Origin of the sequence: Paenibacillus thiaminolyticus, assembly GCF_003591545.1 — a bacterium.
Lineage (GTDB): Bacteria > Bacillota > Bacilli > Paenibacillales > Paenibacillaceae > Paenibacillus_B > Paenibacillus_B thiaminolyticus_A.
Window position 1 is genome coordinate 191,550 of sequence record NZ_QYZD01000004.1, and the last position, 13,853, is coordinate 205,402.

At 48.1% G+C, this 13,853-nt stretch carries 11 protein-coding genes; 5 read left to right on the top strand and 6 right to left on the bottom strand.

Annotation, left to right across the window (positions count from 1 at the left end):
- Positions 1 to 184 precede the first annotated feature (184 nt).
- From nrdF to DQX05_RS07275, 5 genes are all read right to left on the bottom strand, one after another.
- Positions 185 to 1,180, bottom strand: a complete 996-nt coding sequence (nrdF, locus tag DQX05_RS07255) for a class 1b ribonucleoside-diphosphate reductase subunit beta (RefSeq protein ID WP_119792215.1) — start codon at positions 1,178 to 1,180, stop codon at positions 185 to 187.
- A 70-nt stretch (positions 1,181 to 1,250) separates the two neighbouring features.
- Positions 1,251 to 3,305, bottom strand: coding sequence for a class 1b ribonucleoside-diphosphate reductase subunit alpha (gene nrdE / locus DQX05_RS07260; protein ID WP_259391853.1), 2,055 nt, complete (start codon positions 3,303 to 3,305; stop codon positions 1,251 to 1,253).
- A 10-nt stretch (positions 3,306 to 3,315) separates the two neighbouring features.
- Entirely contained in the window at positions 3,316 to 3,687 is a 372-nt protein-coding gene (gene nrdI, locus DQX05_RS07265; RefSeq protein WP_119792219.1) for a class Ib ribonucleoside-diphosphate reductase assembly flavoprotein NrdI, read from the bottom strand.
- 857 nt (positions 3,688 to 4,544) lie between these two features.
- The gene (locus DQX05_RS07270) at positions 4,545 to 7,145 is read right to left on the bottom strand and encodes a binary toxin-like calcium binding domain-containing protein (protein WP_119792220.1); all 2,601 of its coding nucleotides are present in this window, start codon (positions 7,143 to 7,145) and stop codon (positions 4,545 to 4,547) included.
- A gap of 13 nt (positions 7,146 to 7,158) precedes the next feature.
- Positions 7,159 to 8,553: an ADP-ribosyltransferase gene (locus DQX05_RS07275; protein WP_119792222.1), complete on the bottom strand. Its 1,395-nt coding sequence runs from the start codon at positions 8,551 to 8,553 to the stop codon at positions 7,159 to 7,161.
- 501 nt (positions 8,554 to 9,054) lie between these two features.
- On the opposite strand from DQX05_RS07275, the gene DQX05_RS07280 reads away from it, so the two are divergent.
- From DQX05_RS07280 to DQX05_RS07300, 5 genes are read left to right on the top strand one after another with little or no spacing between them, the layout of a single operon-like run.
- Positions 9,055 to 9,636: a TetR/AcrR family transcriptional regulator gene (locus tag DQX05_RS07280; protein ID WP_119792224.1), complete on the top strand. Its 582-nt coding sequence runs from the start codon at positions 9,055 to 9,057 to the stop codon at positions 9,634 to 9,636.
- Between the two features lie 43 nt (positions 9,637 to 9,679).
- The gene (locus tag DQX05_RS07285) at positions 9,680 to 10,504 is read left to right on the top strand and encodes a transporter substrate-binding domain-containing protein (protein WP_119792226.1); all 825 of its coding nucleotides are present in this window, start codon (positions 9,680 to 9,682) and stop codon (positions 10,502 to 10,504) included.
- Positions 10,505 to 10,531: 27 nt separating this feature from the next.
- Complete coding sequence (locus DQX05_RS07290) at positions 10,532 to 11,176, top strand: amino acid ABC transporter permease (protein WP_119792228.1); 645 nt, start codon at positions 10,532 to 10,534, stop codon at positions 11,174 to 11,176.
- Between the two features lie 15 nt (positions 11,177 to 11,191).
- Positions 11,192 to 11,947, top strand: a complete 756-nt coding sequence (locus tag DQX05_RS07295) for an amino acid ABC transporter ATP-binding protein (protein ID WP_119792230.1) — start codon at positions 11,192 to 11,194, stop codon at positions 11,945 to 11,947.
- Between the two features lie 22 nt (positions 11,948 to 11,969).
- The gene (locus DQX05_RS07300; protein WP_119792232.1) at positions 11,970 to 13,184 is read left to right on the top strand and encodes a M24 family metallopeptidase; all 1,215 of its coding nucleotides are present in this window, start codon (positions 11,970 to 11,972) and stop codon (positions 13,182 to 13,184) included.
- Positions 13,185 to 13,497: 313 nt separating this feature from the next.
- Here DQX05_RS07300 and DQX05_RS07305 read toward each other — a convergent pair whose 3' ends face one another.
- Positions 13,498 to 13,734: a pepsin/retropepsin-like aspartic protease family protein gene (locus DQX05_RS07305; RefSeq protein WP_119792234.1), complete on the bottom strand. Its 237-nt coding sequence runs from the start codon at positions 13,732 to 13,734 to the stop codon at positions 13,498 to 13,500.
- Positions 13,735 to 13,853: the final 119 nt, after the last annotated feature.

Genomic DNA, 13,853 nt, shown 5'->3' on the forward strand with positions numbered 1-13,853 from the left:
CGGGCACAGTACATCGCGGTACACGAACACCGCAGGCCACTCGGGCACAGTACATCGCGGTACACACGCGACAGACCACGGCCCGCAGCCCACAGCCGCTGCATAAAAAAGCACCCCTCAGCAGGCAGCGGATAAGCCGGCGGCTTCGTCCGTTCCCCGTTCTGAAGGGTGCAGCTTATGTTCGTTAGAAAATCTCGGATTGCTTCACGCGATCATTCAGGATCGTAAAGTCTTTGTCCTGCAAAGGCTCCACTTTGCCCTTCTGATAACCGCTGCCCTTCGTCGAGAAGAAGTCATGCGTGCTCGTCTCGGTGCGAATGCCGTTCAGGACGACCGGATTGACTTCCTCTTCCGGGAAATGCGGCTCGAAGCCGAGGTTCATCAGCGCCTTGTTGCCATTATAGCGAATATACTTCTTCACTTCATGCGTAAGCCCGATCGCATCATACAGATGCTGCGTATACTCCAGCTCGTTCTCATACAGCTCAAGAAGCAGATCTAGCACAAATTGGGACAGCTCCTGCTGCATGTCTGCGCTCTGCTTATTGTAAATTTCTTGCGCCAGCAAGCCGACAAAAACGCCGTGAACACTTTCGTCGCGGATGATTAGCTTGATAATCTCCCCGCTTGCTACCATTTTGCCTTGTCCGGCCAAGTACAGCGGATAGAAGAAGCCCGAGTAGAACAAGAAGCTCTCCAGGAAGACGGACGCCACCATAGCCTTGTACAGGCTGATCGGATCGTTGTCTTGAATGCCTCTGTACAGACCATCGATGATCGCGGTCTTCTTCTGCAGATGCTTGTTCTCCTTCACCCAGTCGAACGTCTCGTCGATCATGGCCGTGCTGGCCACGGTCGTAAAGATCGTGCTATAGCTCTTCGCATGAATCTCTTCCATCGCGGCCTGGAAGATCAGAATCGCTTTTTTCTGCTTGCCTTCGACGTGCTGCGCAATGACCGGCATGCCGACGTTGCCTTGTTCCGTATCGAGCAGCGTGAGGCCGCCAAGCACATGCATGTAAGCGAGCTTCTCGTCTTCGGTCATTTTGGACCACGACTTCAGGTCCTTCGAGATCGGAATCTCGGTATCCAGCCAGAACTGGGACGTATTTTGCGTCCACAGCATTTCCATATAATCCGACTCGGGCCGGTTCCAGTTCACTGCTTCAAAATTTTTCATCGACGAATTCTCCTTCTATATCTGCAACTTCTGCAACTTATAAGGCTCCGACTGATAAGACTTATTCAACTTATACGACGCAGCTCACGCACTCGTCGATCGTTTTCTTTTTCGTCCGGGTATAGTAGAGCGTCTTGAGCCCCTTCTTCTGTGCGTAGATATAGTACTTCGCCAGATCGCGGGTCGTCAGATCGTCCTTCACGAACAAGACGGTCGAAATGGCTTGGTCCACGTGGACCTGCACATCCGCAACCAGGTCGATCAAGTTGAACATATCCATATCATAAGCTTCTTTGTAATAGAAGTAGTTCTCATCGCTAATGTACGGCATCGGATAGATCGTCTTCGAATCGCCGTATTCGCGCTCTTCGATGCGCTGCGTAATCGGTGCAATGGATGCCGTCGAGGACTGCAGGTACGAGATCGAACCTGTCGGCGCAATCGCCAGACGGTACGCATGGTACAAGCCATGCTCCATCACCTGCTCCTTCAAGCGGGCCCAATCTTCGAGGGTCGGAATCGTATGGCCTTCGAAGAGCTGCTGCACTCGCTCCGTCTTCGGACTGAAGTCCGTATTCAAGTAACGGTCGAAGTACGCGCCGCTTGCATATTCGCTCTTGTCGAAATCTGTGAACGTCACGCCGCGCTCCTGCGCGATCAGCATGGAACGCTCCAGGGAATAGAAATTCACCATCATGAAGAACGCGCGAACGAAGTCTCTCGCTTCCTTCGATTCATAGGCGAGCTTGTTCTTCGCCAAAAAGCCGTGCAGGTTCATCGCGCCCAAGCCGACGGAATGGAGCTCGCGGTTCGCCTTGGCCACCGAAGGCACAATGCTGATATTGCTGCGGTCGCTCACTTCGGTCAACGCATCCATCGCGCGGTGTACCGTGTCGCGCATCCGCTTATTTTTCATGACGTTAACGATATTCAACGATCCGAGGTTGCAGGAAATATCGCGATGGATCTCGTCCGCTACGCCGTAGTCGTTAATCGTGGACACTTCGCTAAGCTGCGCGATCTCGCTGCACAGGTTCGAGAACTTGACGCGTCCGATTTCTTTGAGCGCATGGTATTCGTTCGTATTGTCGACGAACATGATATAAGGATAGCCCGATTCCATCTGAATCTGCGCAATCTTCAAAATAAGGTCGCGTGCGACAATCTTCTTCTTCCGGACATTCGGATTGTCGACAAGCTCATCGTACATCTCGCTGATGTCCATGTCGTCCAGATGCTTGCCGTACTCCTTGTACACGGTATACGGATAGAACAAGTACATATCCTTGTCCTGCTCGACCAGCTCGAAAAACTTATTCGGAGCCACAACGCCAAGCGACAAGGTCTTAATCCGGATTTTCTCATCGCTGTTGATTTTCTTCGTATCCAGAAATTCATGAATATCGGAATGGAATACATTTAAGTAGACGACGCCGCTGCCGTCGCGCTGCCCCAATTGGTTCGCATAGGAGAACGCATCCTCGAACAGCTTCATGACCGGCAGAACGCCGCTTGCCTTGCCGTCCAGCCCTTTGATCTGCTCGCCGGCGCCGCGGATTTTGCTCAAATTCAGGCTGACGCCGCCGCCAATCTTGCTAAGCTGCAGCGCCGAATTGATCGAGAATCCGATCGAGTTCATCGAATCATCCACTTCGAGCAGGAAGCAGCTGACCAGCTCCCCTCTCCGCTTCTTCCCGGCATTCAGGAATGTCGGTGTCGCTGGCTGATACTCCTGGGAGATTAACAATTCGGCATACTCGAACGCCTTGTCGATATCCCCGCTCGCCAGGAACAGGGAGACAACGGCCAGCCGGTCCTCGTAGCGCTCCAGGAACTTCGTATCGTCATTGGTCTTCATGGCATAGTTGTTATAGAACTTGAACGCGCTCATGAACGATGGGAAGCGGAACTTCTTCCCGTACAAATATTCATAGAGACGCTTAATATCCTTGAACTCGTACTTATCGAACAATTCTTTTTCATAGTAGTCGTTCTCTATCAGATAATGAATCTTTTCCTCAAGATTATGGAAGAATACTGTATTTTGATTGACATAGTCAATGAAATAGCTTTTCGCCGCTTCTCGATCTTTGTCAAATTGGAATTTGCCGTCCTTCTGGACCATGATTTCGTTGTTAAGCTGTATCCATTTTGGTATCAAAGTAATGGACCTCCTGAGTAAATTGTTCTACATCCTTCTTCGTGCCGCTGAGCTCGAACTTCATCAGCACGGGCACTGAATATATTCGAGAAATATGATCGGCTGCCAGTCCGTACCGGACGCCCCAGTTCATATTGCCGCTGGAAGCGACACCTTGCAGCAAGTGACCATGCTCCTCGAGGAATTGCATTGTAGATTGAGGCACTTGTCCGAACCCTGTCGTATACGTAATCAAAATAAAGGGGTCGGTCAGCTTCGTCTCTTCCGATATGCGAACACAATCCATATCCAGCTTCTCGACAAAACGCTTCACGTTGCCGGTCTTCGAGTCGTAAGCGATAAGCACGTGATCCCTCCGTCGCAATCCAATCTTCAAATTTCAAATAGAGTCGCCTGTACTCGCCAAAAAGAGCACATCTCAAAGAAAGAGACAGGAACCAACCGCGCACGATGATCCGATGTACCGCATGCAAATTGGCACTTCCATCTCCTTACTCTTCGAAGAGAATGATAGAAAAATATGCTATTGGTTAAGCAGGGAACTCCACTTGCCGTTACAATATATAGTGTATGTATTCATTTTCGCATACCATATATAGTCCGTTATTGAATCATAACCAATTTTAAGATAAATGGCAAGCCCATTTTATCCGCCATCGGCAGCAACGAAATATGTCGGCCTGTGACAAAAAACATATCTATCGTACCACATCTATGAGCATTATTGGTGTTCAATTTTTTTGGAATTATGCGGGATATCCATTTCTGGCATATGGGCCGCCTAGCCGCCGTTCAATAGGGGGAGACTTCAGTATTTCAGAGGGATAATTCAGTACTTCTCCGTAAAAATACAATTTTCGCAGCAGGAAATAGAGAGCCTCAAACCGGATTTTTGGGTTATTTAATGAGATTACATATACTCATCGACTCGATTCCCCATAACGACCGCAAAGCTGGATTTTTCCTGGGCGGAAGGATAGTCAATGTCATTAAGTAGATACAAAAAAGAGCCTCGTGGACGGCTGGCTCGAAGTCAGGCTGTGCGCATCTTTTATTAAAAATTTTCCCGGGCAAGAGTGCGAATTCGCGTGTTTGCGACAGCGCTCACGCCATTGACGGTGATTTTTTACCGACAAAGGACGTGAGCGCTGATAGTTAAGGAATCTTAGCTTTGTTTCGCTTTTTCTGTATACAGAAACATCATTAGTTTCTTTGATAGACTTCTATTTCTCTTCCATCTTTTGTTACAGCATATATACTAACTTTTCCATTATTATCACCAAGATCTAAGCCTCCTCCCTTATTGTAATCTAACATGTTAACCTTTACACTACCCTTGCTATCAACTGGATAACTGCCTAAACTTTTATCTAAATTCGCTGTTGTTTTCACTCTGTATTTCGTTACATAATTTTGTAAGGGGTGTATATTTGTAAATGTGACAGAGTTTAAATAGGACTTATTATCGTACTTGACTACATTTTCTTTATGATCCTGATATATCCCTTTTATTTCTTCGTCTGACAACTCATTAGGTTTTATGGCCGAAACCTTAGAAAAACTAAGATCATCAAACATAACCCTTGATTTCCCATCTGCAACGATGCGTATTTCCTTAATCGGATTATATTCTAAATTGTGAACCAAAATATCAACTCGCGTATAGTTCTTGTCACTCTTATTTAATGTTATTTGTTTACTAGCCAGCACAGATTTTTCACCAGCTATTTCTAGTGTAGGCTTTGTATTATCCGTATCCGCCTTCATGTATAAGCTGATATAGTAGTTCGTATTTCTCTCTAACTTATTCTTTGAAGCTTGATTTAGGGTAAGGGTGCTCGTTCCTTCGGATAGACCTGATATATATTGCTTCTTTCCAGTATTCCCGCCATCAATAACCAATATCAAAGACCAGGTACCTAGAGGGCCAGATAAACTGCCGTTTTCCGCCCCATCATAAAGCGTAGACATTTTGATCGTAAAATTCATCTTTGGCGTCAGCTTAACATCATATAACTGCTTGACATCCTTAAATATTCCTTTTGTATCACTGATCTGTTTTTTGATTTCCTTCGCCGTATTTTCATCAACATAGCTCATGACACTGGATTCATAAATCGGCTGATCATCATAATATAATAATCCTTCTTTTTCCGTAATCTCCGGATAGGCCAGCTTGAGTGCTTCTTTTAAGGATACGGACGGTGTTTTATCTTCCGGGTTATCATAATCTTTGGCAGCCACTCTTTTTTCCGAAGCGGAGTCACCCTTATCAACGATAATAGAAGCTGTTTTCCCTTTAATTTGGTCAATCACACCAGTCCACGAACCACCCATCGCAATCGAGCCATCTGCTTTTTTTATGGCATATTTCCCATCTGCCTGGTCCGTCTCAATTATAATCGGTTTTTTATTTACGACATCATTCAACTGTTGATTGTTTAAGGTAATCGGATTCGAGTTAAAGTCATCCATGGTGTTTAAAGCGATACCGTTCTGCCCTTTTTTCGGATAGCTTTCACCAGAAGGCATACTTAATGCGGTAGCATTCGATTTTGCCGTTATCGTTGCAATCGTGCTGTCCCCGAGTACAAAGCTCGTTGTCGGTTGTACTTCGTAAATTGCGCCTGTTCCGACATTATTGTAGCGAACATTCGCATTTAAATATCCGGCTGAAGCGGTATTGAATTGCGAGGTCGTTCCATGGGATGCTCCCCATTCTGCCCCTACCGTCTCAGAATGTTCATAGTTTGCGCTTATTCCAAACGAAAAACCTTGTGGACCAATACCTGCTTGAATAGAAGCTCCTTCCGTATTAGTATATGACCAATTACTTGAGGAGTGGGATTCTGCACTCTTGGATAAATCCTTGTTCTCCGACAGTATGATCTTTTCCATACTTACATTGATGCTTGGGAATGCGGCTACTAACGGATTAAAGGTTTCTTTCGCGTTTGCCAGGGGCAAGTCTCTTGCCGCTTTTTCATAGTCCGTATAGGGATCTCCTGCCGTGTGACTATCCAATGGATTGGAAACAAATTTGGTATATCCCTTGGATGCATAGGAGTCGTCCCATTTAACGGCTACTTTATTCATAATGGTATACCCATTTTCTTCCCAGCTATCCGGAATGGAATCCCCGTCCGTATCTTTATCATCATCATCTTTTACTTCTTTTTGACTATGCAGATAGGATACAGAGGCTTTCTTAAGAAAATCCTTCGTTTCTTTTTTATTAAAGTCTGGGTTTCTTAGCTCCTCTTGTTGAACAGGGATGGTATGATTGCGGATATCTGTCTTAACTAACCGAAGCTTATTCCATGCGGCGCTGCCGGTACTCAGCTTGCCGTTAGGCTTGTACTCGATTCTTATGGGTACGAATTGTCCCTTCTCTAAATGGACCCTTTGTTTCTCCTTGCCCTTGTTCGAAACTATTTTTCCATTGATTTCGATGATGGCAAGTTCATCATCTGACAAGGAAAATGTATAATCGCCTGTTTCCTTGCTTGTTATCAGACCGGCCCAGCGAATGGAAGAAAATTGCTGCTGGCTGTCAGCCAACAAATCGCGAGCTGTTCCTTGATCATAGACGAGGGTATGATTGCGCGTGGGAGTGAATAGTATCAGATTTTTAAATTGATCTTCCCGGTAGTAATATCCTATCAACCCCTCGCGATCGATGGCTGGCTCATCTATTGATGTAATTACAAACGGGTCCCCCGCATGAACTACAGGAGCATTTCCATTCAAAAAGAGTGGAGCTAACAAAACGCATGTTAACATCATGCTAACTTTTTTCTTCATCGTTTCCATCTCCTTATTTTGTTAATAATGTGCCATCGATCACCAATTTAGGTTTTCCTTTTACCGTTACCTTTGTTACCTTGTCGATGGTATATTTACTTCCTTTGTCAAAAAGAATTTCTTTTTCCCCTGTTTTTCCACCCAACGCCGTTACATAAGCTGCTACACTTCCTTTAGGAACATGCAATCTCAAAATTAATGGCCTATTCCCGAAATCAAGTCCCGCGCTGGCTATGCTCGTACTATAAAATGCTTTTTCCTCATGAATTTGATTTAAAAATTTTCCTTCAAAGTCTTCTAAAGTGGGAGTCTGACCAATTTCATAGCCAAATTCCAAATTGCTGCATAATCGATATACGGTCATATTTTCGGGTATGCTTGTTTTTCGTAACCCCTCGGAAATATTTTTAATTTTTTCATCTAATGCTGCATCGCCCTTCCCATTGTCTCGCAAATAAGTATTTATGGCCTGATAGTCTCGCTCCATATAACCAAGAATGTCTCTCAGTTGATCAGGGTTTAATCTGTTCGAAGCATCGGGTTCACCTTTCGCCGTTGCGTTAGCCCATGTTTTATAGTGATCCTTTCCCCATTTATCAGCCTCGTTATTGATATCATTTTTGAAATCAAGGTTTTTCTTCAATGTTCCCTCAACTTGTATGCACTCCTTGCCTTTCTGTGTGATTTGGGTAATTTTATCTGCATGGAGCACATAACCATTGTCAATGAACATTTGGTATTCATTCTTATTGAGAATCAATCCTGCCTTTGTCGGTGTCGATCCTTTCCCGCTCGGGACGGTAACCTTTAAAATAATTCTTTCTGCCGCCGTAACATCTTGCGCCGTTAGATGGGTCGTAAGATAACCATCGAACTTCAACTCTTTACCTTGAAATTGTTCAATAAATTTCTTCTTGCCCTCCGGGTCAAGCTGATTGCCATTCGTTAATTTTTTATGAAATCCGATTTCTGCAGGCGCCACATTTTTATACGTGTGAATAGACGCTGACAGATTCGCTTTACTTAAGGCTTTATCAATATCTTTCAATATTTTAATTTCCTCCGCAAACGGATCTCCCGCTTGCGTCTTTCCATCAGCCGTAAAACTAATCTCTTTATACTTTGTCATGATTTTATTTTTATCAGCTAAGAATCCGTTGATCTTATCTTTTTCAGTAAAAGTTAATTTCCACTCTTTTGCTTTTTCTTCCCCCCATTTCTTAGCTGCTTCCTTATCATCCCTAAAATCTACGGGTTTGTCCGTATCTTTATGGTCATCAAAAGCGGTAATGATAAATGGATCATGTAAAGATGCGGCCCCGGCATATCCATCAAATGTTGAAGGTAAAGCAAACATGGTGCTTAGCAATATAGTTGTCGTGATTACTCGTAATTTTACTAATTTCATAGGACATTCTCCTTACTTTGATAAGTATTTCACAATCTAAAGCATAACTAATGATTTGCTGCTTGTAATTGTGCCGATTCCATCCGAACGCAGAGTCAATCCAAGATCTTCCAATGTTCGAGCATAGTATTGTCTATAAAGGCACGAACATTCTTCAACATCGTACACATTATTCACTACATGGGATTTCAGCCCCTTTCGACCAGAATGAAGCAATCGATCTTTTTTTGCGTTATTTATTCCATAATCCTCCTTTCATCAATACTTTAACAGATGCGAAGGTAATTTTTTACATAACAATAGTTATAATGTGTGTCAACATAATGACCAAAGAAACAATAACGCAATATTCAAACCGAAACATTAGCTTGACACCAACCTAAACTTAAAATATAGTAATCCCATCGGAATTATCATTAACTGACTCGTCAGTTAAGTGGAAAGGGGCGATGGAAGCTGGCTGCCGGACCGAAGCAAGAACAGGACCGCCGTCAACAATTGATGGGCGCCGCCCTGAAGCTATTTGCCTGCAAGGGATATCACAGCACCAAAGTTTCCGATGTCGTCAAAGCCGCAGGAGTGTCGCAAGGAACGTTCTACTGGTATTTTCAAAGCAAAGAACAGCTCGTGCTGGAACTAATCGAAGACGGAAAAAAGGAACTGATAAACGTTATTGAGCAAGGCTACCGCAAGCACGCAGGCACGGTAGATGATTTGGTCCGTTCGTCCGCACGGCTGCTCACCGACCTGTTCACCTTCGCCGATCGTAATCGGGAGTTGATGGCTTTCCTGCTTATAAAAGGCCAAGGCGCAGACCCTCCGGTGCGGGAAGCGGTCTCGCACACGTGGGTTGCGTTCGAGGAGGCGTTCAAGCATAACATTCATCGGGCAATGGAGCTAGGCATGCTTCCCCGTACGAATGATCTGCCGCTTCGGGCCAGCATTCTCGTCTGCTTCATAACGGGCGTATTGTCCAAATGGCTGTTCGGACCGATGCAAGAGGTAGATTATACGTCCGCCTACTCCCCAGCGGAAATCGCCGAAGAAACCGCCAAATTCGAATTCCGGGGGTTGCTCGGATAACCCATTTTACTTATAAGGAAGACCCCATAAGGAGGCTATCATCATGTCTGTCAAACTACAAAAATTCGTCAAAGCTGTACTGCTGCTCACGGTTCTGTCTGTCGCTCTCGCTGCATGCGGAAGCAAGCCGGCCCAAGATGCCAGCGCCGCTAACGCGCTCCAACAGATCAAGAAGGCCGGCAAAATCAGAGTCGGGCTTATGGGCACCTATGCCCCATACAACTTCCTGAACGAGAAGCACGAGGTCGACGGCTTCGATGCGGATGTCGCCAAGGAAGTGGCAAAGCGCCTCGGTGTGGAAGTCGAATTCATTACAGGTGAATTTTCCGGACTGATTGAAGGACTGCAAAAGGATAAATACGATGCGCTGGTCAGCCAAGTCACGATTACCGAGGATCGCAAGAAGATGATGGATTTCTCCACACCTTACGTGAAGAACGCCGTCAACGTCATCGTCAAGAGCGACAACGAGACGATTCAGAAGATCGAAGATTTCAAAGATAAAAAGATTGGCGTCGGACTCGGGACGAACGATGAGAAATATTTGCGCGACGTCGCGATGCCGAAGGTCGGCAAGTTCGAGATCGCCACATATAACGATGTCATCACCTCACTGAAAGACCTGGACGTCGGCCGCATCGACGCGACGATCAATAATGTGTTCGCCCTCAAGCCGCTGATTGAGAAAAATCAGTTCAAGGTGAAAGCGGTCGGCGAGCCGATTAAAGAAGATTTTGCCGGGATCGCGATTCGCCAAAATAATCCGGAACTGCTCGATGCGATCAATAAAGCGCTCGCCGAGATGAAATTCGACGGCACATTCACGGAAATTTTCCATAAATGGTTCGATGTCGATCCGAACTTCTAATGAGCAAGAGCCAGGAGGAGACAGATAATGGAGCTGGTCTTTAGTAATTTCCAATTTCTATTAACAGGCGCGTACTACACCTTGCTGATTACGGTCGTCTCCATGTTTTTCGGGCTCTTTATCGGGATCGTCGTCGCCATTGCCCGCTTGAAAGGAAACCGGCTCGTCCGCACGCTGGCCAAAGGATATGTGTCCCTTATTCGGGGCACGCCAATCCTGGTGCAGATCTTCCTTATCTATTACGGACTGCCTGATTTCGGAATCACGCTGGGGCCGCTTACCGCGGCCTTTATCTCACTGAGCATCAATATCGGCGCGTACTTGTCCGAGACGCTCCGCGGCGCGATTCTATCCGTGCCCAGCGGTCAGACGGAAGCCGCTCAGTCCCTGGGCTTGACGCCTTGGCAGACGATGCGGCGCGTCGTGCTTCCGCAGGCGGCCCGGGTGGCGATCCCGCCGCTCGGCAACACATTCATCGGGATGCTGAAGGAGACGTCGCTCGTCTCCATCGTGACCGTAACGGAGCTGTTGCGCTCCGCTCAACTGCTCATTGCGCAGTACTATGTCGCCATGCCTTTTTATGTGGCGATCGCTCTCATGTATTGGGTGATGAGCGTGTTCTTCTCTTACATTCTGAACCGTATCGAGACGCGGTTGTCAAAAGCCTATTAAGGACGTGTGATGCACATGATTGAGGTAAATGATCTCGGCAAAAGCTTCGGCGAGTTGACCGTATTCGAAAACATCAACCTGCATATTGACTCCGGAGAAATCGTAGTCCTGGTCGGGCCGAGCGGCTCCGGCAAGAGCACCCTGCTGCGCTGCTTGAACGGGCTGGAGGTGCCGGATGCGGGATCGATTCGGGTGGGCGATGCGGCCTGGAACGCTTCCATGGGCGAAGCCGCCAAGAAGGAAGCGGTGCGGCATATTCGCACGTTAACCGGAATGGTGTTCCAATCGTTCAATTTGTTCCCCCATATGACCGTCCTGGAGAACGTCACCATGGCCCCTATGATCGTGAAAAAAATGAACCAAGTACAGGCGGTTGAAATTGGCGAGTCGCTGCTAACCAAAGTCGGGCTGTTGGGCAAAAAAAATGAACACCCATCCCGGCTGTCCGGCGGCCAGCAGCAGCGGGTAGCCATTGCCCGCGCCCTCGCTATGCAGCCGCAAATCATGCTGTTCGACGAGCCGACATCGGCGCTCGATCCCGAATTGACGGGAGAGGTGTTGGCGGTGATGAAGCAGCTGGCTACGGAAGGGATGACGATGATTGTCGTCACCCACGAGATGAGATTCGCGCGGGAAGTAGCGAATCGGGTTATCTTTATGAGCGACGGGAAAATCCAGGAGGAAAGCTCGCCAGAGCATTTTTTCACTCAGCCGCGCACCGAACGGGCCCGCAAGTTTTTGCGGCAGCTTGGCAGTGAGCCAGAAGAATGAGGGCTTTGAAGGAGCTGATCATATGATTTACGGCAAAGCTGAGCATTTGAAAGATGTCGCGGAGCGGGCGCGAGCGGTAATGGAAAGAGAGAACGTGGAAGCCATCGTGGTATCGAGCTGCGAAAATTTCTATTACTTGTCCGGCCACCCCAGCACGTTCATGTATACCTTGCGCATGAACGAAGTCGCGCTGGCGGTGATGTTCCGTGATCCGTCCCGCCGCACGGTGATCATCATGAATGAGTTCGAGGCCGCGGGCGTACCGGACGCTCTGCCCCAATGCGAGCTGCGAACGTACCCGACCTGGGTCGACGTCGACGATCCGCTCGGGCTGCGTGGCGACAGGTACGAAGGACGGAGGCCCGTCAACCATCAAGTCGAGGAAATGTTCGGGCTGCTCCGGGAGGTGCTGGCGGAATACGGAATCCGCAGCGGCAAGGTGGCCGTCGAGTTGAGCGCGATGCGATATCCTGCCGTGAACGCGCTGCGCGAAGCTGTGCCGGGGCTAGAGCTGACGGAGGCCGGCGGGCTGCTCGCCGAGCTGCGTGCGCGCAAGACCCCTTGGGAGGTTGAGCAGCTCCGCCTGAGCTGCGCTTACGCCGAGATCGGAATCACCGAAGCGATCAAGGAGATCCGGGCCGGCAGCTCGGCGGCCGACATTGCCGACGCGTTCCGGCGTGCGCTGCTGACGCATGCGGATGGAGCGCCTTCCCGCTTCCATATGATCTCCGTCGGGGCGAAGTTCGCACCGGCGCATATATTCGACACCCGCCCGGGACAGCCCGGCGACGTGATCAAATTCGACGTCGGCGTCGATGTGGCCGGCTACGGTTCGGACATAGCCCGCACCTTCGTGCTCGGCTCGCCTTCGGACACGGTGAAGCGCATCTACGGCGCGCTGCGGGCCGGACATGACCGGCTGCTGGAGCTGATCGAGCCGGGTCTGCCGATGAGCAGCGCATTTGACGATGCGATGCGGGTGATCCGCCGCTCCGGCCTGCCGAATTACAACCGGGGCCATCTGGGACACAGCGCAGGCCTGAGCCTCGCGGCCGAGGAAGCCCCGTTCCTGAGCCCGGCGGAGGAAGCCGTCTTCGTTCCGGGCATGGTCATCTGCCTGGAGACGCCTTACTACGGCTACGGCATTGGCTCCATCATGATCGAGGACATGGTGCTGGTCACGGACAATGGCTGCGAGCGGCTGAACAAGCTGTCCCGGGATCTGATCTCGCCGTAGCTCCCCCGCTGCGCGCCTATATGAATGGTGAACAAGGGGTTGGTCCCATAAGCAGTTTGTTACCTGCAGCGAGACGGCCCGCCCCTGCTTCTCACAGCTCAGCTTGCTGAAAAAACTGTAAAAGTACAGTTTTTCTTCGAGATGTTTACTTCGATACCAAAATTCCTGCAAAACGGCATGAATTTCAGCCATACCAATGAATGGAAAGCAAAAATCGGCAGAAATGATGTACTTTTGCAGGAATTCTCTCAAATAGCAGAGCAAATAGCGTAAATTCCTGCATTGGCGCAGGATTTCTCTTTCCCATTCATCTTCACCGCTTTGCCCGCCGACTGAAAAAGTTATGCAAGCTTCCACCGACACCATAGAAGGAATGGACATAGTCGCTGGACTCAGCAAACAATCCGATATCTTCAACCGCATCCGGAGAAAGAATCGTTTCAACAGCACCTGTGTCAATGACCATATTATCAACGATTTTTCGAGCACCCTTGAATTCAATCTCCAATGAAGTGAACAGCAGGCCATCTTTATACTCGATGCTTATCATAATTTCCTCTGAAACCGAACAACGGCTTAATTTGGATCTCGATCTTTTCCTTGGCCGTATGGTAAACAAGCTCATCGTCTTTCGAGCGAACCAGCTCTCTGGTTGCCGTTTGATCATCA